18 protein-coding genes and 1 pseudogene are annotated in these 21,913 nt (G+C 64.1%); 12 read left to right on the forward strand and 7 right to left on the reverse strand.

All coding sequences use genetic code 11. From position 1 onward, the window contains the following. Nucleotides 1–100 precede the first annotated feature (100 nt). The 4 genes and pseudogenes from pcaH to B5V03_RS13060 all read left to right on the forward strand — a co-directional run bounded on the left by pcaH (nt 101) and on the right by B5V03_RS13060 (nt 4,439). The gene (gene pcaH, locus B5V03_RS13045; protein WP_129270703.1) at nt 101–802 is read left to right on the forward strand and encodes a protocatechuate 3,4-dioxygenase subunit beta; all 702 of its coding nucleotides are present in this window, start codon (nt 101–103) and stop codon (nt 800–802) included. A gap of 1 nt (nt 803) precedes the next feature. After that, nucleotides 804–1,406: a protocatechuate 3,4-dioxygenase subunit alpha gene (gene pcaG / locus B5V03_RS13050; RefSeq protein WP_129270704.1), complete on the forward strand. Its 603-nt coding sequence runs from the start codon at nt 804–806 to the stop codon at nt 1,404–1,406. A gap of 205 nt (nt 1,407–1,611) precedes the next feature. After that, nucleotides 1,612–3,303, forward strand: coding sequence for a methyl-accepting chemotaxis protein (locus tag B5V03_RS13055; RefSeq protein ID WP_129270705.1), 1,692 nt, complete (start codon nt 1,612–1,614; stop codon nt 3,301–3,303). Nucleotides 3,304–3,351: 48 nt separating this feature from the next. Continuing rightward, nucleotides 3,352–4,439: pseudogene (locus B5V03_RS13060) on the forward strand (phosphotransferase). A 143-nt stretch (nt 4,440–4,582) separates the two neighbouring features. Here B5V03_RS13060 and B5V03_RS13065 read toward each other — a convergent pair. From B5V03_RS13065 to B5V03_RS13075, 3 genes are read right to left on the reverse strand one after another with little or no spacing between them, the layout of a single operon-like run. Then, entirely contained in the window at nt 4,583–6,139 is a 1,557-nt protein-coding gene (locus B5V03_RS13065; RefSeq protein ID WP_129270706.1) for an MDR family MFS transporter, read from the reverse strand. A gap of 4 nt (nt 6,140–6,143) precedes the next feature. Then, complete coding sequence (locus B5V03_RS13070) at nt 6,144–7,307, reverse strand: HlyD family secretion protein (RefSeq protein ID WP_129270707.1); 1,164 nt, start codon at nt 7,305–7,307, stop codon at nt 6,144–6,146. After that, entirely contained in the window at nt 7,300–7,782 is a 483-nt protein-coding gene (locus B5V03_RS13075; protein ID WP_129270708.1) for a MarR family winged helix-turn-helix transcriptional regulator, read from the reverse strand. The genes B5V03_RS13070 and B5V03_RS13075 overlap by 8 nt, the downstream gene beginning before the upstream one ends. A 154-nt stretch (nt 7,783–7,936) precedes the next feature. On the opposite strand from B5V03_RS13075, the gene B5V03_RS13080 reads away from it, so the two are divergent. Genes B5V03_RS13080 through ispG form a run of 3 tightly spaced genes read left to right on the forward strand, consistent with a single transcriptional unit; the run spans nt 7,937 to nt 10,716 of the window. Then, nucleotides 7,937–8,431, forward strand: coding sequence for a Fur family transcriptional regulator (locus B5V03_RS13080; RefSeq protein WP_129270709.1), 495 nt, complete (start codon nt 7,937–7,939; stop codon nt 8,429–8,431). Between the two features lie 35 nt (nt 8,432–8,466). Beyond that, nucleotides 8,467–9,420 (forward strand): DMT family transporter, encoded by a 954-nt coding sequence (locus B5V03_RS13085; protein WP_129270710.1) that lies wholly within the window; start codon nt 8,467–8,469, stop codon nt 9,418–9,420. Nucleotides 9,421–9,432: 12 nt separating this feature from the next. Continuing rightward, entirely contained in the window at nt 9,433–10,716 is a 1,284-nt protein-coding gene (gene ispG, locus B5V03_RS13090) for a flavodoxin-dependent (E)-4-hydroxy-3-methylbut-2-enyl-diphosphate synthase (RefSeq protein ID WP_129270711.1), read from the forward strand. A gap of 28 nt (nt 10,717–10,744) precedes the next feature. Here the strand turns inward: ispG and B5V03_RS13095 are convergent, their stop codons facing one another. Beyond that, on the reverse strand, nt 10,745–12,604 hold the full coding sequence (locus B5V03_RS13095; RefSeq protein ID WP_129270712.1) for a hypothetical protein: 1,860 nt from the start codon (nt 12,602–12,604) through the stop codon (nt 10,745–10,747). Nucleotides 12,605–12,784: 180 nt separating this feature from the next. On the opposite strand from B5V03_RS13095, the gene B5V03_RS13100 reads away from it, so the two are divergent. From B5V03_RS13100 to B5V03_RS13110, 3 genes are all read left to right on the forward strand, one after another. Then, a complete protein-coding gene (locus B5V03_RS13100) occupies nt 12,785–13,681 on the forward strand; it encodes a TauD/TfdA dioxygenase family protein (RefSeq protein ID WP_129270713.1) in 897 nt (298 codons plus the stop codon). A 175-nt stretch (nt 13,682–13,856) separates the two neighbouring features. Beyond that, entirely contained in the window at nt 13,857–15,194 is a 1,338-nt protein-coding gene (locus B5V03_RS13105; RefSeq protein WP_129270714.1) for a Rieske 2Fe-2S domain-containing protein, read from the forward strand. Nucleotides 15,195–15,197: 3 nt separating this feature from the next. Then, entirely contained in the window at nt 15,198–16,013 is an 816-nt protein-coding gene (locus tag B5V03_RS13110) for an N-acetylmuramoyl-L-alanine amidase (protein ID WP_164987967.1), read from the forward strand. Between the two features lie 102 nt (nt 16,014–16,115). Here the strand turns inward: B5V03_RS13110 and B5V03_RS13115 are convergent, their stop codons facing one another. The 3 genes from B5V03_RS13115 to B5V03_RS13125 form a co-directional block, all read right to left on the reverse strand. Beyond that, entirely contained in the window at nt 16,116–17,726 is a 1,611-nt protein-coding gene (locus tag B5V03_RS13115) for a Na+/H+ antiporter (RefSeq protein WP_129270715.1), read from the reverse strand. Between the two features lie 56 nt (nt 17,727–17,782). Further along, nucleotides 17,783–18,640 (reverse strand): class A beta-lactamase, encoded by an 858-nt coding sequence (gene bla, locus B5V03_RS13120; protein WP_129270716.1) that lies wholly within the window; start codon nt 18,638–18,640, stop codon nt 17,783–17,785. A 223-nt stretch (nt 18,641–18,863) separates the two neighbouring features. After that, nucleotides 18,864–19,238, reverse strand: coding sequence for a nuclear transport factor 2 family protein (locus B5V03_RS13125; protein ID WP_007598116.1), 375 nt, complete (start codon nt 19,236–19,238; stop codon nt 18,864–18,866). Between the two features lie 94 nt (nt 19,239–19,332). Here B5V03_RS13125 and B5V03_RS13130 point away from each other — a divergent pair, with 94 nt between their 5' ends. Then, nucleotides 19,333–19,761, forward strand: a complete 429-nt coding sequence (locus B5V03_RS13130) for a GFA family protein (protein WP_164987968.1) — start codon at nt 19,333–19,335, stop codon at nt 19,759–19,761. Between the two features lie 181 nt (nt 19,762–19,942). After that, nucleotides 19,943–21,781 carry a caspase family protein gene (locus B5V03_RS13135; RefSeq protein WP_129270718.1) on the forward strand — a complete coding sequence of 613 codons (1,839 nt, stop codon included), beginning with the start codon at nt 19,943–19,945 and terminating at the stop codon, nt 21,779–21,781. Nucleotides 21,782–21,913 lie beyond the last annotated feature (132 nt).

Below are 21,913 nucleotides of genomic sequence, written 5' to 3' on the forward strand. Positions count from 1 at the left end.
ACGCCTGCTGCCGGGAGGGCTTCCCTAGATTAGTTATGTTCTATAATGATTGGCGCAAATGTTGACCGCTGGCCCAAAATGGCCGGGGAGGAGTTCGCCGATGACGTTCATCTATCCCACGGACAGCAACAAGGCGCATCCGCTGCCGCTGTCGCCCGAATACAAGAGCTCGATCAAGCGCGCGCCGAACAAGCCCTTGATCCCGATGCGCCACACGCTGTCGGAATTGACCGGCCCGGTCTACGGCCACGAGACCGTACGCGAGGGCGACGCCGATCTCACTACCCAGCATACCGGCGAGCCGCTCGGCGAGCGCATCATCGTGCACGGGCATGTGCGCGACGAGGACGGACGCGGCGTGCCGAACTCGCTGGTCGAGATCTGGCAGGCCAATTCCTGCGGCCGCTACGTCCATGTCCGCGACCAGCATCCGGCGCCGCTCGATCCGAATTTCACCGGCGCAGGCCGCACCGTGAGCGATGCCGCCGGCTACTATCGGTTCGTCACCATCAAGCCCGGCGCCTATCCCTGGGGCAATCATCACAACGCCTGGCGGCCGGCCCACATCCATCTCTCCGTGTTCGGCCATTCCTTCGTCACGCGGCTGGTGACGCAGATGTATTTCCCGGCCGACCCGCTGTTCCCGTTCGACCCGATCTTCAACTCGGTGCCGGACGAAACCGCGCGGGCGCGCATGGTTTCGTCGTTCGACCTGGAGAACACCCAGCCCGAATGGGCGTTGTGCTATCGCTTTGACATCGTGCTGCGCGGCAAGAACGCCACCCCCATGGAGACCAAGTAACGTGCAGGACTCTGTGAAGCCCGATGGGATCACGCCGTCGCAGACCGTCGGTCCGTTCTTCAAATACGGCATGACGCCGACCGGCGAATATGCCTGGAACGACGCGTTCACCAACTCGACGTTGACGCCCGACGTTTCCGGCGATCGCGTCCGCATCGAGGGCCGGGTGCTCGACGGCGACGGTGCCGCCATGCCCGACGCCATGCTGGAGATCTGGCAGGCGGACGCGCAGGGGCGCTACGCCGACCCGCAGGACAAGCGCGCGCTGCCGAACGCCAGCTTCCGTGGCTTCGCCCGCTGCGGCACCGACAAGGACGGCAATTACTCCTTCGACACCATCAGGCCCGGCGTCGTGCCCGACCCCGACGGCAAGCCGCAGGCGCCGCACATCGTTCTGGCGGTGTTCGCGCGCGGCATGCTGCGGCATCTCTATACCCGGATCTATTTCAGCGACGAGGCCGGCAACGCCGCCGATCCCGTGCTGGCGCTGGTCCCTGCCGATCGCCGCGCCACGCTGATCGCTGCGCGCGAGGCCGGCAAGGCGGTCTATCGCCTCGACCTGCGGCTCCAAGGCGACGATGAGACGGTGTTCTTCGACGTGTAGCTCCAGCGTCGTCCCGGACAAGCGCGCCCAGGCGCACGCCGATTCGGGACGACGGCGGGGGGCACATTGTCCTCCAGTTACCCCCGACGTCTTTTCCCGTAGTTTCCCGGAGTTCGAGGGATACAATTTCCGCGCGAAGCAATCCCGTGTTTACCGTAATCGTTTAGCGTCCGTTTGGATTCGCCGCGGCCCATCGGATTGTTCCATGAAAATTCGTCTTTCGCTTTCCTCTGCAATCATTGCTTTCGGGATCGTCCTGGCCATCGGTTTCACGGCCGTGGTCTCCACCAGCCTCTACGCCCTGCGCGAGCTCAAGGTCGGCGGTCCGCTCTATTCCGACATCAAGCTCGGCAACGACCTCATCGCCGACATCCTGCCGCCGCCGGAATACGTCATCGAGGCCTATCTCGAGGCGACGCTGGCCATGCGCGAGCCGGACCAGTTGGCGGCCCATGGCGACCGACTGGTGCAGCTCCGCAAGGATTATGACGAGCGCAAGGCGTTCTGGGTCGGCTCCAGCCTCTCGGCCGACCTGAAGACCGCGCTGGTGTCGAAATCCGATGCCGAGGTGCAGAAGTTCTGGAAACTCCTGTCCGACCAGGTCCTGCCAGCCCTCAAGGCGAAGGACATGGCCGCCGCCGAGCGCGCCTATGCGCAGCTCAAGGACGCCTACGCCGCGCATCGTGCCGTCATCGACAGCATCGTCGAGAGCGCCAACAAGCAGAACGCGGACATGGAGAAGCTGGCCGCGGATCGCGACAGTGCGATGCTCTATATCCTCCTTGGCGTCTCCGCCGCGGTCCTGGCCTTCATCGCCGCCGGCCTGCTCGGCGTCGCCCTCGGTGTGGTGCGCCCGATCGTGCGCATGACGGATACGATGCAGAAGCTCGCAACCGGGGATCTCGCCGCCGACATTCCCTTCGCGCGCCGGCAGGACGAGGTCGGCTCGATGGCGGGTGCCCTCTTGGTGTTCAAGCAGGCGGCGGTCGAGAATTCCCGCCTCCGCGAGGAACAGTTGCTGAAGGAGCAGGAAGCGGCGCTCGCCAAGCGCGGCGCGCTGCACCAGATGGCCGAGACCGTCGAGCGCGAGACCGGCCGCTCGGTCGACACGGCGAGTGCGGCGACGCAAGGCGTGGAGCGGGCCGCCGCCAGCCTGTCCGAGATCGCCCGATCGCTATCCCTGGAGTCGCAGGCGGTTGCCTCCGCATCCACCCAGGCATTGGGCAGCTCGCAGACCGTTTCGGCCGCGGCCCAGGAGCTGAGCGTTTCGATCCGGGAGATTGCGAGCCAGGTCGCGCGCACCAGCACGGTCACCAAATCGGCGGTCGCCGGCCGCGAGCAGGCGCGTTCGACCATCCAGACGCTGGCCGGATCGGTGAAGAAGATCGCCGAGGTCTCCGACCTGATCGGCGGCATCGCCGGCCAGACCAATCTGCTGGCGCTCAACGCCACGATCGAGGCGGCGCGCGCCGGCGAGGCCGGCCGCGGCTTCGCGGTGGTCGCCGCCGAAGTGAAATCCCTGTCCGACCAGACCGCCAAATCCACCGAGGAGATCGGGCGGCTGATCGCGGAGATTCAGGCTTCGACGCAGGCCGCGGTCGATGCCGTCGAAACGATGGGCGGCCACATCGTCGAGATCGACGGCGTCGCGACCTCGGTCGCCGCGGCAATGGAAGAGCAGGACACTGCGACGCGGGAGATCACGCGCTCGATCTCCGAATCAGCGTCCGCCGCGAAGGAGGTCTCGGCCAAGATCGGCAATGTCAGCCGCGACGCCGCCTCGGTGAACGAGCGCGCCGCGGAGGTCAGGCAGGCGATCGCAGGCATGGCGGCCAATCTCGAACAGCTGCGGTCGGTCGTGGTCCGGACCGTGCGCGATTCCACCGCGGCGGCTTGAGCCCGGCATCCAGCCGTCCGCTGGTGCCCGGACTTGTGATCGTGCAGTATGGCGCGGGGCAGGGGCATCATGGCTATGACACCTCCACAACTACCTGATGTCGTCGAGCCGGCCCGCCTGACGGCCGCGCTGCGCAGGAGCGCGTGCTGGACGCCGGCGCGGTGCGCGAGGTGAAGGTGCTGCACCAGCACCCAGCCATCGTATCGCACGTCATCCGCCTTGGGCTGCGCTATGTCGGGGAATCCACCGGGGCCCCGCAGTCCATCATCCTCAAGATGCCGCATTCGGCCTATGCCAGGACACTGGCCAATTCCGGTAGGCAGGAGGTGGCCTTCTACACCCGAATTGCGCCGAATACGCCGTCGCAGATCGTGCCGCGATGCTACGACGGCCATTTCGACGAAGAGAGCCAGGCTTGGCACCTCCTGCTCGAGGACTTAACCGAGAGCCATGAGGTCGCAGCCGACTGGCCGTTGCCGCCCTCGCGCGATCAGGCGTTGGCGATTGTGACGGCGCTCGCGCAGTGGCATGCGGCCTGGTGGGACCATCCGAGTCTCGGCGACACTGTCGGCATTTGGGCGAGCGCCGATGACAGCGCGAGGCATATGGAGATGTTCGCCGGCCATTACGACCGCTTCGCCGATCTGCTCGGCTCTCGTCTCAGCGAAGAGCGGCGTATTCTCTACCGGCGCTTCATCGAGAATGCAGAGCGGCTGCTGCAGCGATATCACTCGCATTGCCACGTAACCGTCGCGCATGGCGATGCGCATACCTGGAATTTCCTGCTGCCGCGCGCGGGTGTCACGGATGCCGTGCGCATCTTCGATTTCGACCAGTGGCGCATCAATGTGCCGACGAACGACCTCGCTTATATGATGGCCGTGCAATGGTATCCGGAGCGCCGGCAGGCGCTCGAGCGGACGCTGCTCAATCGTTACCATGAGACGCTGATCGCGAATGGTGTCACCGGCTATACCCGGGGCGCGCTCGACCGCGACTATCGCTGGTCGGTACTCTGGCACATCACCAAGCCGGTCTGGCACTGGAGCATCAATCTCCCGCCGCTGATCTGGTGGAACAATCTGGAGCGGGTGATGATGGCGGTCGATGATCTCGGGTGCGAGGAGTTGTTGTAAGCGACTTCTCTTGTCCCGGGCGCGGTGCAGCGTGTAACGCTGCGCCGCAGAACCGGGACCCAGTGTGCTGCGGCATGGGCCCCGGCTCAGCAGCGCACCGCTGAAGAAGCGCTGCGCTGCGTCCGGGGCACGAGACCGACCCTTTACTCCATCACCGCATGTTCCGGCCCCGCCGCCTGCTTCTTCAGCGTCGCCTTGGTCGAGCCGATCATCAGGGCGAGCGGGATGGTGCAGAGGATGAAGACCATCACCAGCATGTAGTCGTGCGCAAACGCAATGATCTGCGCCTGCACGCTGACCATCCGGTCCGCCATGGCGCGGCCGGCGTCGGTGGAGAGGTTGATCATGCCGCGCACGTCGGGCATCTGGAGCGCGTGGTTGAACGGGTTGATGTGCTCGGACAGGATCGCGTAGGTCTTGCGCGTTCCTTGCGTCAGCTCGGCGACGACGATGGAGATGCCGACCGAGCTCGCGACGTTGCGCATCAAGGTCAGCATCGAGGTGCCGTCGGTGCGCAGATGGTTCGGCAGCGTCAGGAACGCCACCGTCGACAGCGGCACGAAGACGAGGCCGAAGCCAAAGCCCTGGATGACGCTGACGACCACAATTTCCGGCACCTGGGTTTGGTCGGTCCACCCGGTCATCTGGAACAGCGAGGCCGCCGTCAGCGTCAGGCCGCAGATGATCAGCGTGCGCGCCTCGATCCAGCGCATGATGCGGCCGACCATCATCATCGCGAAAAAAGTGCCAAAGCCGCGGCTCGCCAGCAGGCCGCCGGCGGTCATGATGGGATAGCCGATCACGTTCTGCAGGTAAGGCGAGGCCAGCGCCATGGTCGAGTACAGCACGAGGCCCATCACCGTCATGAAGATGCAGCCGGTGAGGAAATTGCGGTCCTTGAACAACGCAAACTGGATGAAGGGCCGCGAGGTCGTGAACGAGTGGGCGAAGAAGTAATAGAACGCGACGCCCGAGATCGCGAACTCGGTTACGATCTCGGCGGATTCGAACCAGTCGAGCTGCTCGCCGCGATCAAGGGCGAGCTGGAGTGCGCCGATCCCGATCGCCAGCGCGGCAAAGCCGAACCAGTCGAATTTCAGGCTGAGATTCTTGTCGGTCTCATCCAGGAAGACGGCGAGCCCGAGCACGGTGATGGCGCCGAACGGCAAATTGACGAAGAACACCCAGTGCCAGGAATAGGTCTCGGTCAGCCAGGCGCCGAGCGACGGCCCCATGATCGGACCCATCATCACGCCCATGCCCCAGATCGACATCGCCGTGGCGCGTTCCTGCAGCGTGTAATAGTCGAGCATGACCGACTGCGACAGCGGCACCAGCGCCGCGCCGAACACGCCCTGCAGCAGCCGGAACAGCACCATCTGGTTGATGTCCTGCGCCAGCCCGCACAGGACCGAGGCGAAGGTGAAGCCGGCCGCGCAGATGATGAAGATGCGCTTGCGGCCGTAGCGGTTGGAGATCCAGCCCACCGGCGCCGTCATGATCGCGGCGGCGACGATGTAGGAGGTCAGCACCCAGTTGATCTGGTCCTGCGAGGCCGACAGCGTGCCCTGCATGTAGGGCAGGGCAACGTTGGCGATGGTGGTGTCCAGTGCCTGCATGATGGTCGCGGTCATGGCGCAGATCGTCACCATGTTCCGGCGCAGGCCGGGGACCATCAGGCTGGCATTGGGGCCTGACATCGGATCAGTCCTTGTCCTGACTTGCCGTCGCCGACAGGCCGAGCAGGCCGGCGAGCGAGCGCTGGTGGCCGGTGTCGATGGTGGCATAGACGCTCATGCCGGCCTTCAGCCTCCTCACGTATTTGTCGGTCTCATCGAAATAGATCCTGACAGGCACGCGCTGCACCACCTTGACGAAATTGCCGGTGGCGTTCTGCGGCGGCAGGATCGCGAATTGCGCGCCGGTGCCGGGCGAGAGCGAGCCGATCTTGCCCTTGAAGACATGGTTCGGGAACGCGTCGACCTCGAGCGTAACAGCCTGGCCCTCGGTGACGTAGGTGAGGTCGCTCTCCTTCGGATTGGCGTCGACCCAGGGATGGGCGATGTCGACAATGGAGAACACCGCCGTGCCCGCCGACACATAGCGGCCGAGCTGGATCTGCTCGACCTGGGTCGCGACGCCGCCCATCGGCGCGCGCACCACGGAATGGTCGAGATTGCGCTCGGCGTTGTCGAGCTTGGACTTGGCCTGGGCGTAGGGCGGGAATTTCTCCAGCGGCAGGTCGGTGTCGCCGAGCAGCTGGGTCTTGGCCGTCGACATCTGCTGCTTGACGTATTGCGCGATCGAGCCGGACGTAACCAGCGCGTTCGAGGCGTTGTCGAGGTCGAGCTGCGAGCCGTAGCTGTTTTTCACCAGCGCCTGCTTGCGCTCTACATCGCGCTGCTTCAGGTCGACACCCTTCTGAGCGAGATCGAGCATGTCGCCGTAGATCTTGATGTTGGCACGGAGGTTGTCATAGGTCGTCTGAGCCTGCATCAGCTGCGCTTTGGCCTCGTCCACCGCGAGGCGGAACGGCACGGGGTCGATCTCGAACAGCACGTCGCCCTGCTTGACGAGCTGGCCTTCCTTCACCACGACCTTCTCGATCTTTCCGGAGATGTCGGGCGTCACCAGCACCTTCTGCGCGCCGACATAGGCGTCGTCAGTGCCGACATAGCGGCCACCATGCAGATAGAAGGTGACGCCGCCGATAACGGCGATAACGGGCAGCACGACCATCAGCAGGAATCGGCGATAGCGCCGCAGGCCGGCCAGCAGGCGGCGGCGCGGATTGGTGCCGGCCTTTTTGCTGGGCTTGCCGCTGTCGCTCTTCTGCTCGGGCTGGAACTTGAGAACCTGATCAGCCATAGCGCTGCTCCTTACGTGCTTGTTCCGCGCCGGACGCCTGGATCGCGTTACGCACGTTTTCCTTGATGGATTCGAGTTGGGTGAGAAGGCGGTGAGCATCCGCCGGGCTGATCCCGTCGAGCGCGTTCGCCGTGAGTTCCGACTTCAGGCCGCTCATCTTGCCGAGCAAGCTGCGGCCGGCTTTCTTCAGGTAGAGCCGCTTGACGCGGCGGTCCGAGGCGTCGTTGCGGCGCTCGATCCAGTCGCTGTCGCAGAGCTTGTCGATCAACCGCGTCAGCGTGATCGGCTGCATCTCCAGCAGCTCGGCGAGTTCCGACTGTTTCATGCCCTCGCTGCGCTCGACCTTGGCCAGCACCGCCCATTGCGCGCGGGTGATGCCGAAGCGCGAGGCCTCCTTGTCGGCGTAGACGCGCAGCAGGCGGTAGAGCTCGCCGAGCGTGAACAGGAAGTTGTGGTCGACCGACCCGCGGGTCATAAGCTTTGTCTCCAATAAGCTCGCATATAATAAGCAAGCTTATGATTATCTCATGGCGGGTTAACGCGGTGCTGTCCCGCAGCAAGAGCATGGCTGGCAGCCGTTCGCCCGTGGCGCTTTGGGTTCCATCGCCGAAATGCTAGAAGGCGGCCGAATGACCCTTGCAAAGCCGGCATTTCCGACGCCCGACCATGATCACGGCCGCTGCACAGCGGACGCGCTGGCGCATGCCGAGGCGGTTTGCGAGCAGCGGGCGCAGAAATTCACGCCGATCCGCCGCCAGGTGCTGGGGGCGTTGCTCTCCAGCCATCGCCCGCTCGGGGCCTATGAGATGATCGACGAACTGGCGAAATCGATGCCGCGGCCGGCGCCGATCACGGTCTATCGTGCTCTCGATTTCTTGATGGCCAACGGCCTCGTGCACCGCATCGAGAGCCGCAACGCCTATCTCGCCTGCGCCGCCCATGACCATGACGCGACCTCGGCGGTGGCGTTCCTGATCTGCGAGCGCTGCGGTCTCGTCGGCGAGATCCCGTCGGCGTCCTTCGCCGGCGACCTCAACGCCGCGGCGCGAGCGTCAGGATTCGCGCCAAAGCTGTCCGTGGTGGAGATCACGGGCGTCTGCACCCATTGTCAGAAAGCTGCATAAAGCAACAACGGCGCAAAGCCGGTATCCGGGAAGACATGTCCTCACCTCAAATCAACCCATCCGCCGCGCGCCCTCTCAGTGCCGGCGCCATCGCCCTGATGCTGATGCTGTGCCTGACCTGGGCCTTCAATCAGATCGCGGTGAAGCTGGTGCTGCCGGAGATTCCGCCGATGCTGCAGGCCACGATCCGTTCGATCGGCGCACTGCCTGTGCTGTTCATCATCGGCACCTTCCGCGGCGTCAAATTCTTCGAACGTGACGGTACCTGGAAGGCCGGGCTGATCGCCGGACTGATGTTCGGCATCGAGTTTGTGCTGATCTACCAGGGCCTGCGCTTCACCCCGGCGTCCCGTGCTGTGGTGTTCCTCTACACCGCGCCGTTCTTCGTCGCGCTCGGCGCCTACCAGGTGCTCGGCGAGCGGCTTGGCGGCACGCAATGGCTGGGTCTGGCCGTGAGCTTTGCCGGCGTTGCGCTCGCGATCGGCGTGCCGCAGCCGGATGTCGACGCCAAGGTGCTGCTCGGCGACCTCATGATCGTCGGCGGCGCCGGGCTGTGGGCGGCAACCACGCTGGTTGCGAAGAGCACCCGGCTGCGCTTCGTCGCGCCCGAGAAGGCGCTGGGCTATCAGGTCGCGACCTCGATCCCGATCCTGGGCCTCGCCGCCTGGCTGTTCGGCGAGACCATCCCCCATACGCCGTCACCGCAGGCCATGGCGCTGGTGGCCTTCCAAGCGATCTGGGTGGTGGGAACCACGTTCACGCTTTGGTTCGCGCTGGTGAAGACCTATTCGGCCAGCAAATTGTCGGCTTTTACCTTCATCACCCCTTTGTTTGGCGTGGTGGGTAGCTATTTCATCATGCACGACACCTTGAGCCTGACATTCGGGGCCGCTGCGGTCCTTGTAATTGCTGGGCTTTTTCTGGTTAACCGTCCCAGCCAATCGGCTGCGGCGCCGCGCGATGCATTGCTGAACGTCACCAAAACCTGATATTTGGACGCCATGAACAAGCTCGAAAACCCCATCGCTTCAGACATCGCGGGCCCCGCGCCCCGGCACCGGACCACCCAGGTGAAGGTCGGCGACGTCGCCGTCGGCGGCGGTGCGCCGATCGTCGTGCAGTCGATGACCAACACCGACACCGCCGATATCGACGGCACCATCGCCCAGGTCGCAGCGCTCGCGCGCGCCGGCTCCGAAATGGTCCGCATCACCGTGGACCGCGAGGAGGCCGCTGCCGCCGTCCCGCACATCCGCGATGGTCTCGCCAAGCGCGGCATCACCACGCCCTTGATCGGCGACTTCCATTATATCGGCCACAAGCTGCTCGCGGCTTATCCGGCCTGCGCCGAAGCGCTCGCTAAATATCGCATCAATCCGGGCAATGTCGGCTTCAAGGACAAGCGCGACACCCAGTTCGGCGACATCATCGAGATCGCCAACAAGAACAGCAAGCCGGTCCGTATCGGCGCCAATTGGGGCTCGCTCGACCAGGAGCTCTTGACCAAGCTGATGGACGAGAACGCCGCGTCGCCCAATCCGCGCGACGTGCGCGCGGTGACGCGTGAGGCGATGGTGCAGTCGGCGCTGCTCTCGGCCGCGCGCGCCGAAGAGCTCGGCATGCCCAAGGATCGCATCATCCTTTCCGCAAAAGTCTCGGCGGTGCAGGATCTGATCGCGGTCTACCAGGATCTCGCGGCCCGTTCGGACTACGCCATCCATCTCGGCCTCACCGAAGCCGGCATGGGCACCAAGGGCATCGTGGCGTCGTCGGCCGCGCTCGGCATCCTGCTTCAGCAGGGCATCGGCGACACCATCCGCATCTCGCTGACGCCGGAGCCCGGCGGCGACCGCACCCGCGAAGTGCAGGTCGGCCAGGAGCTGCTCCAGACCATGGGCTTCCGCACCTTCGTGCCGCTGGTTGCGGCGTGCCCCGGCTGCGGTCGCACCACCTCGACCACGTTCCAGGAACTGGCGAGCTCGATCCAGGGTTTCATTCGCGACGAGATGCCGACCTGGAAGACGAAATATCCCGGCGTTGAAGAGCTCAACGTCGCGGTGATGGGCTGCATCGTCAACGGCCCCGGCGAATCCAAGCATGCCAATATCGGCATCTCGCTGCCCGGCACCGGCGAAGCGCCGGCTGCCCCGGTGTTCGTCGACGGCAAGAAGTTCCGCACGCTGCGCGGGCCCACGATCTCCGCCGACTTCAAGGCGCTGGTGATCGACTATATCGAGCAGCGCTACGGCCAGGGCGCCAAGGTGCCGGTGACCGCGGCGGAGTAGTTTCAGTCACGGAGTTCGAGGCTGACTTCTAGCGGAGGACTGCGCCGATCGAGGGGCCGGCCCGATTGAGCTCCGTCTGGCCAATGCCGATACGTTCGAGGGCCGGCCCTCCCCATCCTTCCTCCAGCTTTGTTTTGGAGGCCATGATGGCGGCGGAAATTGAAAGTCCACCCGCAGTTCCGGATCCTTTTGCTACCTCGGCGAGGGTGATCAAGATGTCGACGAGATAGAGCCTGTCGACGCTCTTGAGAGGACTGTATCTAGAGGCGTCGCTCCATTGGCCGGGATCGACCTGAGCGATGAAATCCCGGAACACCTGGTCGCTAAGCTCTTGGCTGGCCTCGTGGAAAATTGGCGCCTCCCGCAGCAGAATGGCAGCCTTCTCGGTTTGCGCTATCGCCACCAGATAATCCAGGTACGAGGTCTCGAACGTCGCCGGATCGGGCGGTTCGCCGGATACATTGTCCCACGCGCTGATCAGGAAGCGTGAAATCACCTCTTTTCGGAAGAGTTCTGCTCGCGCCCCCTGATTTGTCAAAGTGACATTCAAGAAGTGTGAGACGGCCATCATTTGGGCCGGCCCGCTGTGAATCGAGAGCGAGACTATGAATTTGGCGAGGTCCCTGGGCTCGAGTTCCGGACGATTGATGCTCCATCGTACGAAATCCAGAACAGCGTCGCCCGATGCGAGCTGCCAAAACTGCATCGCAAGCGCGAACCACTTTTCGCGCGCGTCGAGTTGCACATTTTCCTTTGACTTGTTTTGTCGGCGCAGCCGAAAGGTAAGATCGTCGATCATGCCATAGGCGCGGTCGAAATCGCGCTGATCGATCGCTTCCCGCAAATTGATCATTATGGGAAGTGGGTCGTCCGGAGCGAGCTCGTCGGCGTATTGGCGTGCGGCCTGGATGTCGCCCAGTCGGACTGCGGTGCCGACCGCCAGCTTGCTCTCCGCATCGGTTCTGCGCAGCAATGCCCCTCCTCCGAGGACGATCTGGCCTACACGTTTGACAATCGTAAGATAGAACAATGCACAGATGCACATGGCGACAATAAAGCTGCGGTCGATCTTGGCGAGCGACAGCCACGCAGCGTTGAAATCACCTCCTAGCAGTGACTTCGAGATCCTCTCTTTGAGCCCCTTGAATTCCTCGTTATAGGCTCCAGCGAAAAGGACGTCGCTCACGGTCCCGCTCAGCGAGGCGTTGGTCGTTATTGTCAGGCGATACGTGTAGATGAGGACAACGGCCCCAAATAGCGAGACGATGCAGACGAATGCGTACCGCATCACCGCCTTGGGGAAGCTTCCGACGCTGCGAATCTGCTTCTCGATCGGGTTGATGAAAAAATCGAGAAACCAGACAATGGTAACGTACATCGAAATCGTGATGTAGAGCTGAAAGCTGGATCCGGGTTTGAATTGGAATACGGTCCAGAGTCCAAGCCAGATGAGATTGATCGCCAGCATCCAGCTGGCCGAGATGACTGGAAGCCTCGGGGTGGCCTGCAGGGCAATTGCCCCCCGTGTGGCCCGATCCTGAGCCTGCTTGACCCTCTCCTGGACCGGGAGAAGGCAGAGTTCTAGCGGCCAATACGTCAGACGGAGCGATGCTTCCTTCACGAGGCGGAGCGCTATTCCGACAATGCCACGGGTGGACGAAAACATCTGCCTCGTCATGAAGTCATTCGCGAACCGGTCCCGCACCGTCGTCCCGCGCTGTGTCCAGGAGCGGTACACGTCGGCAACCATTACCAAGGCCGAAAGAATTCCAATGGAAAGATAAAGATAGTCCAGGACGAAATTGAGCCCGAACGCCGCCCATTCAATCAGGGCGACCACTGACACGATAATAATCAGGCCCACCAACATGTTTACTATGTTTTTCACGCCGACCTCCGCGTGTATAATTGAAAGATGCATCTTAGCTGGAATTCTCGAGATCGACTAGCCAGCGAAGGTTGTGCCGCGTTCCCATTGTCGTCATGAGGAACTGACTTGCATTGTGATTGAGCAGCCGTGATAAAATGTGAGGAAACAGAGACGTAAGAGTAAGATGGGGAGGGTTCCATGAGCTCACTCGCCGGCAAGCAGGGCCCGCGCTATCGCCACACGGCTGAGGACGGCGCGGCTTACGAGACCATCGCGGTCGAAAAGCTCACCCCCATCATCGGTGCGGAAATCTCCGGCGTCGATATCGGCAAGCTCGTCGAGGGCGATGCCCGCTCCAACCAGCAGATGGACGAGATCCACCGCGCGCTGGCCGAAAATCTTGTCATTTTCTTCCGCGACCAGGAGATCACGCCAAAACAGCATCTCGCCTTCGGCCGCAAGTTCGGTGAGCTGCATTTCCATCCCGCCGCGCCGCATGAGGATGAAGATCCGGCACTGATGAAGATCTACGCCGACAAGAACTCGCCACGCGCGAACGGCGAAGGCTGGCATTCCGACGTGTCCTGCGATCTCGAGCCGCCGATGGGCTCGATCCTCTACATCAAGCAGTGTCCGCCGCGCGGCGGCGACACGCTGTTCGCCAACATGTATGCCGCTTATGAGGCGCTGTCGGATCGGATGAAAGGCTATCTCGACGGCCTGGCCGCGCTGCATGACGGCGAGCCGATTTATCGCGGCCTCTACGCCAATTATGGCGTCGCGGATCGTCCGTCCTATCCTAACGCTGAGCACCCCGTGGTGCGCACCCATCCGGTCACCGGCAAGAAGGCGCTCTACGTCAACCGCGGCTTCACCCGCCACATCAACGGCATCCCGCGCGACGAGAGCGATGCGATGCTTGCCTATCTCTACCAGCACGCCGAGAACCCGCTGTTCCAGTGCCGCTTCCGCTGGACCGAGAACGCCATCGCGTTCTGGGACAACCGCTGCACCCAGCACCGCGCGATGTGGGATTACTGGCCGCACACGCGTTCGGGCACGCGGGTGACGGTGAAGGGGGAGCGGCCGGTTTAGGCGGCGGTGCCGTAGGGTGGCCAAAGCGTAGCGTGACCACCACTTCTGTTGTGATCACGGAAGGGTGGTGGGCACGGCGCAAGAGCGCCTTTGCCCATCCACGAAACTGTTCTTGCGTTGACGTCCTCGCGCTCCCGCGCCAATCTTCCTGAAAATAATATCGGGAGGATCAGCCTTGCTCCGCGCCGAAGACAACAAATTTCTGACCGAGGCCGGCCCGGGAACGGGCATGGGCGAGTTGCTGCGCAGGTTCTGGATTCCGGTGCTGCTGTCCGAAGAACTCCCCGAGCCCGACGGCGAGCCCAAGAAGATCATCGTGCTCGGTGAGGAGCTGCTCGCCTTCCGTGACTCGCGCGGCGTCGTCGGAATCATCGATCAGTACTGCCCGCATCGCGGCGCAAATCTCTGGCTTGGGCGCAATGAAGAATGCGGCATCCGCTGCGTCTATCACGGCTGGAAGTTCGACACCGATGGTGCCTGCGTCGATATGCCGACCTCCTATCCCGATCTCAACGCCAAAGACCTTATCCGCATCAAATCCTACCCGGTACGCGAATGGGGCGAGATGATCTGGGCCTATATGGGCCCGCTTGAGGCCATGCCCGAGCTGCCCGATCTCGAAATGGCGTTGCTGCCGGCCTCGCACCGCTACGTCAGCAAGAAATGGCAGGACTGCAACTGGGTGCAGGCGCTGGAAGGCTCGATCGACACGGCGCATTTCACCTTCGCCCACCTCTCCTTCGACAAGGAGGAGAACGAGATTTTGGACATCAAGAAGCATTTCGTGAATCCGCTGGTGCGGATGTCGAGCGACCACATGCGCTGTATCGCTGAGGATCCGCGCCCGGTGATCAAGGTTGCCCCGCATGAGGCGGGATTGACGATTGCCGGCGGCCGGCTCACGGGCAGTGACAATATCTATTGGCGCATCGCGCAATTCCTGATGCCGTTCCACGCTTATGCGCCGAGCGCGATGCCGGGCGAGAACATCTTTAGCCAGACCTTCGTGCCCGTCACTGACACCAATTGCTGGATCTACACCTACGTCTGGAATCCGGAGCGCCCGCTGACGCAAGGAGAGCGCGACGCCTTCGACCGCGGCAACGGCGTGATCGCGGAGGTTGACGACAATTACGTGCCGCTGCGCCACAAGGGCAACGACTATCTGATCGACCGCAAGCTCCAGAAGACCCGGAGCTACACCGGCATCAAGGGCGTGTCCGAGCAGGACGCCGCCGTGCAGGACAGCCAGGGTTCGATCGCCGACCGCACCCGCGAGCATCTCGGACCGACGGATCTCGGCATCATGCATTTCCGCAAAGTCGTGATGGAGCTGGCGCGCGCGCTCCAGCAGGGCGAGCCACCGCCGCAGGCCGCGCATCAGGATCGCTACGCGGTACGCTCCGGCGCCTGCGTCACCACCAAGGCCAAGGACCTGCCCGCGGTGATGCTGGAACGCTTTGGCGATGTCGCGGGCTTCGTCGGCCGTCCCCAGGTCGCTGCAGCGGAGTAGGGCTTGTCACGGGCGCGGGGCATCATCATCGGGCTCGTCGCGTCGATCCTGCTGTCGTCATCGGCATTGGTTGACGCCGGCCAAGCCGCAGCCGTGCGAAGGTTTGCGAAACCCAAGGCGAAATCGCCGCCGTCAACGGCCAAATGTGAGAAGCCAAAATTCCGCATCGTCGTGGATGTCGGGCACACCCCGGACTCCTACGGCGCGTTGAGCGCGCGCAACGATCCGGAATTCGGCTTCAACTTCCACCTTGCACGGCTCATTACGGCGAAACTGAAGTCCGCAGGCTTTGTCGCAACCCGCCTGCTCGTCACGGACGGCAAGGCGCGGCCGAGCCTCGTCAAGCGCGTCAGTGCCGCCAATGACGGCCGGGCCGACCTGTTCCTGTCGGTCCATCACGATGCAGTGCCGGACAAGCTGCTCGAGACCTGGGAATTCGAGGGCGCGAAGAGCTATTTCAGCGACCGGTTTTCCGGCCATTCGCTGTTCGTGTCCGAGCGCAATCCGCACTTCGCCACCAGCCTGATGCTGGCCCGGATGATCGGCCGGCAGTTGAGGGATCAGGGCCTGCATTATGCCAGCCAATACACAATGCCGGTGATGGGTCGCTACCGGCGCCAGCTGCTGGACAAGGATGTCGGCGTCTACCGCTATGACGGGCTCGTCGTGCTGTCGCAGACCCGAAGCGCCGCGGTGCTGCTCGAGGCCGGCTCGATCATCAATCGCGAAGAAGAGATGGCGATGAACTCGCCGGAGCGGCAGGAGGTGATTGCGGGGGCCGTGGCAGCGGGGGTCGGAGAGTTTTGCGAGAGGCGGTAGTGTGCTCCGCCGTCATTGCGAGCGCAGCGAAGCAATCCAGAATCTTTCCGCAGAGGCAGTCTGGATTGCTTCGTCGCAAGGGCACCTCGCAATGACGAGAGGCTACAGCGGCACCCCCCGATACTCCCTGTTCGCCAAGCTCGCCTCCTCCAGATCCAGATCCCGCTCGATTCGACGCCTGGTCTCGTCGGTGATCTGGCCGTCGCGCAGGAGGTCGTGGATGAATTTGCGCTCGGCGGCGATCAGGTCGCGGGTCAGCGCGGTGCCGGCGGCGGAGACGTCGTGGTGGCCGGGATCGAGTGAATCCGGCAGCTGGTTGACGCGGATATCGTGGCGGGCGCGCAGGAGCCGCATCACCTCATCGGAAACGTCCTTTTCCGCGGTCAGCGCATCCAGCGATTTCAGCGCGGCGTCGAGGGCCTGGCGGCGTGCAGCGATCTCGGCCTCGTGCTCGGCGACATGCTCGTTGCGGCCGGCTTCCGCGACGCCGAGCCAGCGCACCACCGGCGGCAGCGTCAGGCCGACGCCGATCAGCGTGACGAAGATGACGCCGAATGCGACGAACAGGATCAGATCGCGATAGGGAAAGGCATCGCCGTCAGGCAGCGTGAACGGCAGCGCCAGCGCGGCCGCCAGCGACACGGCGCCGCGCACGCCGGTGAAGGCGAGCACGAACGGCCATTGCCAGGGCGGCGACGGATCGCGCTCGCGCAGCGATTTGCTGAAGATCCGCGGCAAATAGGTCGCGGGATAAAGCCAGACGAAACGCGCGATCACGATGATCGCCAGCACCACGGCGGTCGCGACCAGGATGTCGTCGAGCGGAAACGCCTTCGACTTCTCGTAGAGCGCCCGCATCTGAAAGCCCGTGAGCAGGAACAGCAGGCCCTCGATCAGGTAGATGATGAGGTCCCAGAAGAAGATGCCCTGCAGGCGCGTCGAGGCAGAGATCAGCAATGGCCCGTTCCAGCTGACATAGAGGCCGCAGGCGACGGTGGCGATCACGCCGGAGCCGCCGACATGCTCCGGCAGCCAGTACGAGACGTAGGGCGTGATCAGCGACAGCGTCAGCTCGACCTGCGGATCCCTCGACCATTTGCGGGCGCGCAGCGAGAGCCAGCCGACACCGATGCCGAAGGCGATCTCGCCGGCGACGATCAGGGAGAACTCGCCCGCCGCCAATGGCAGCGAGAAATGGCCGACTGTGATCGCGGCAAGCGCAAAGCGGTAGAGGATCAGCGCGGTGGCATCGTTGGCCAGCCCTTCGCCTTCGAGGATGACCACGAGCCGGCGCGGCAGGTTCAGCCGGCGCGCGATCGCGAGCGGCGCCACCACGTCGGGCGGCGCGACGATGGCCCCTAACAGGAAGCCGATGGTCCAGGGCAGGCCGATCAGATAGTGCGTGGCGGTCGCCACCAGCGCCGCGGTGAAGATCACGGCGCCGACCGCGAGCAGCACGATCGGCCGCAGATTATTCCTGAACTCGCGCCAGCTCATGGCGACGCTCGCCGAGTAGATCAGCGGCGGCAGCACCATCAGCAGCACCAGCTCCGGCGGCAGTTCCACCGGCGGCATGCCCGGCACGAAGGCAAGGCCCACGCCTGTCAGCATCAGCAGAATGGCGGGTGCGATGTTGAAGCGGCGGGCGACGAGCGCGGTACCCGCCAGCACCGCGAGCAGGATGAGAAAGGTCTGGAATTTCGCTGCGATCATGGCCTGTCTTGGCCCGGAAGCGGCCAAAAGGTCAACATGAGGTCAATGCGGCGGCCTTACGCCAGCCGCTCGGTCACCATACGCCCGATGCGTGCGAACACGGCTTCGATCTGTGCCGCGGTCGGCGTGCCGCCCTGGGTATAGGCCGCGATCAGAATCGGCCTGTCGGGTTTGGGCCAGGCGACTGCGATATCGCCCGATGCGTCCTTGCCGTTGTTGCCGGTCTTGTCGCCGATGGTCCAGGCTGCCGGCAGGCCGCCGCGCAGCCGGTTGGCGCCGGTCTTGCAGCCGACCATCCATTCGGTGAGCTGGGCGCGCGAGGCCGCCGACAACGCCTCGCTCACCACCAGCCGTTTCAGATTGCCGGCCATTGCCACAGGTGTCGTGGTGTCATGGGGATCGCCGGGCTGGGAGCGGTTGAGCTCGGGCTCGTTGTGGTCGAGCCGTGAAGTGGCATCGCCGAGCGACCGCCAGAACGCGGTGAGCGCGGCGGGCCCGCCGATCCGCGCCAGCAGCAAATTGGCGCAGGTGTTGTCGCTGAGCTCGACGATCGCCTTGCACATGTCGGTGACCGACATCGCGCCGGCCGCAAGATTCTGCTTCGCCACCGGTGCGTACTCCAGCAGGTCGGCCTTGCCGTAGGGGATCATCGCCGCAAGCTGCTCCTCGCCGCGATCGACCCGCGCCAGCACGCAGGCCGCGAGCGAGGCCTTGAAGGTCGAGCACATCACAAAGCGCTCGTCGGCACGCCAGGCGAGCTTTGCGCCGGTTGCGAGGTTTTCAGCATAGAGGCCGATGCGTCCGCCGCTTTCGCGCTCGTAGGATTCGAGTTCAGGCGGCGCCTCCGCGGCGAGTGCGGGCGAAGCGGCTATCCAGCAGAGCGAGGCGAGCAGGGAGCGGCGGTCGAGCGGCATGGGGGGCTTTCAGGCGAGCGGAGGCGGAGATGTAGCGTGCGCTTTATCCACGCCGTCATTGCGAGCGAAGCGAAGCAATCCAGAGTTTCTCCGCGGAGGCACTCTGGATTGCTTCGTCGCAAGGGCTCCTCGCAATGACGAGTGGCGAGAGTTGGGCTCGCAATGACGGAGAATCAGGGACGAGCGCGGCAGATATTGGGCAGCGGGAGACTGAGGCTCCCCGTCACTCCCTCAAATCGTACCGGTACGATTTCGACACGATCTGCCAGCCATCAGCCAGCTTCATCGCCACCAGATAATCCGTGAAAAACCGCGGCGGCAGCTGGCAGCGTACCTTGATGAAGGCGGTCTTGTCGTCGGAGCGGTCGATGGTGACGATGAAATCCTCGCGCGGCTTGCCTTCGGCCTTGCCGGAGGGTCGCTTGCGCACGCGGTCGAGCCAGTCGGGCACGGTCAGCACCTGCAATTCGCCCTTCTCGACCCAACGCAAATCGGCCGAGGGATGGAAGATGGCGCCGAGCTTTTCGGCATCGCCCTCGTAGAGTCCGTCGAAATAGGATTGTACGACGGCTTCGACGCTCGAACGGTTCTGGCTCATGGGTCATCCCTTTGCATGATGGCGCGGGCGGAACTTAGTCGTACACATCGAAATGCGCTATGGGTGTGTCAGCCATTTGCGTGAAGGCGTTGCCATGACCGGATCAGAAAATTCGAACGCTCGTATCCTCACCGGCGAATGCTGTTGCCGCGCCGTGCGCTATGAGGTCGCCGACGCGTTCTCCTATGCGATGAACTGCCACTGCTCGAACTGCCGCCGCACCACCGGCTCGGCCTTCAAGCCGTTTGCCGGGATCCCGCAGGACAAGCTCCGCATCGTCCATGGCGAGGATCAGCGCCTCATCTACGGCGACGACATCACTCATGACGTGCACTGCGCCCGCTGCGGCTCGCTGCTTTATTCCCGGGTGCGCGAGGGAAAATGGGTCCATGTCGCCATGGGAACCCTGGTCGATGCCCCCTCGATCCGGCCGAGCGCCCATATTTTCGTGGGCTCGAAGGCGCCCTGGCACGAGATCACGGACAATCTGCCGCAGCACCGGGGGCATGTCGGGGATCCCTAGGGGAGATCTCCAGGAGAATCTGGCCCGCGCCCCGTCTCTGCCGGCGAACCGCGGCCGTTCTGGTGCGACAAACCAAAGGGGGCTTTCGCCCCGTCGCCGGCGCCGCCTTCGTGACCTCCATCACAAGCGCCGCTGGCCGGCCCTGCTAAAGCGGCCCCAAAGAATTTTCGGAAGTCGTGTCATGCGCATCTTGTTCAGACTTTACCCGCTTCTCCTCGCCGCCGCGCTGGTGTTCGGCGCCGGGCCCGCATTCGCGGGAAAGCGTGTCGCGCTGGTGATCGCCAACTCGGCCTATCAGCACGCGCCGTCGCTGACGAACCCCATCAATGACGGTTCGGTGATGGCGAAGACGCTGAAGGACGCCGGCTTCGACATCGTCGATTCCCGGCACGATCTGTCGGCCCTCGATACGCGGCGCGTGCTGCGCGAATTCGCCGATGCAACCCGCGATGCCGACATCGCGGTGGTCTACTATGCCGGCCACGGCATCGAGGTCGAAGGCTCGAACTATCTGATCCCTGTCGATGCCAAGCTCGAGCGCGATACCGACGTCTATGACGAGGCGCTCTCGCTCGATCGCGTCCTCGTCGCCGTCGAGCCGGCAAAACAGCTTCGCCTGGTGATCCTCGATGCCTGCCGTGACAATCCGTTCGGCCGGACCATGAAGCGCACGCTTGCCTCGCGCGGTATCGGCCGTGGCCTGGCCCAGGTCGAGCCGACCAGCTCCAACACGCTGATTGCCTATTCCGCCAAGGCCGGCTTCACGGCGCAGGATGGCGACGGCGCCAACAGCCCGTTCACGATCGCGCTGTCGAAGCATCTGACGACACCGGGTCTCGACGTCCGCCGCGCCTTCGGTTTCGTCCGCGACGACGTGCTGAAATCGACCGGCAACAAGCAAGAGCCGTTCGTGTACGGCTCGCTCGGCGGCGAAGACGTCCCGCTGGTGCCGGTCAAAATGGTGACTGCAGCACCTGTGCCGCCAGTGACGAACCCGCAGGCCGATATCCGCCGGGACTACGAGCTCGCGCTTCAGGTCGGCAACAGGGCGGCGTGGGATGCATTCCTCGCCCAGCATCCCGACGGTTTCTATGCGAGCCTTGCCAAGCTTCAGGTCGAGAAAATCGGCGCCGAGCAGGCTCATGCGGCGGCCACCGAGAAGGCCAGGCAGGCTGAGGCCGAGCGCGATCGCCTTGCCGCTCTCGGCGCGCAGAAGGATGCGCAGGCCAAGGCAGCGGCCGATGCCAAGGCGGCCGAGCAGGCGCAGCTCGCTGCGCAAAAGGCCAAGGAGCAGGCCCAGCAGCAGGCGGCTGCCGCCGAGCAGCAGCGCGTCAATCTCGCCGCCGCCGCGCCGAATGCCGCGCCGGCCAGCACGGCGAGCCCCGCCGGCACCAACGTGGCGTCGCTGACGCCCGCGATCGCGCCGGCCGATCTCAGCCGCTCGGTGCAGACCGAGCTCGGTCGCGTCGGTTGCTTCTCGGGTCAGGCCGACGGCAATTGGACCACGTCCTCGCAGCGCTCGCTGTCGCAGTTCAACCGCTATGCCGGCACCAGGCTCGACGTGAAGGTGGCGAGCACCGACGCGCTCGATGCGGTCAAGTCAAAACCGTCGCGCGTCTGCCCGCTGGTTTGCGAGCACGGCTTCAAGGCCGACGGCGACAAATGCACCAAAATCCTCTGCGGCGACGGCTATGCGCTGAACGGCGACAATGAATGCGAGAAGAAGCGCGCCGCCAAGCCTGTGCCGTCAAAGCTTGCGCCGTCAAAGCCCGCGACCTCGCGGCGCGACGGCAGCGAGGACCGTCCGGCGCGGCAGCGTCCGCAGATGGGCGCGGCGGGTGGTTATGGCGGCATGGGCGGCGCTGCGGCCGGTATCGCAGCCGGCGCGGGTCGCGCCTCGGGTGGCGGGCAGGTGTTCTGCAATGGTGGCGGCTGCCGTCCGGTCAATCGCGGCTGCCATCTCGAATATCGCGGTGGCGGAGGCCCGGGCAATGACGCCAATGCCGAAGTGTGTAACTAGGTCTGAAAGCTTCCTCAGTGTCGTCCCCGCGAACGCGGGGACCCATAATCCCAGGGAGGAGTTTGGCGAAGACTGGAAGCTATTAAGTATTCCCCGGTACTCGCACCATCTGAATGCGATAGATCACGCGGT

The sequence above is a fragment of the Bradyrhizobium betae genome, assembly GCF_004123905.1.
In the GTDB taxonomy this organism is placed as follows: Bacteria; Pseudomonadota; Alphaproteobacteria; order Rhizobiales; family Xanthobacteraceae; genus Bradyrhizobium; species Bradyrhizobium betae_A.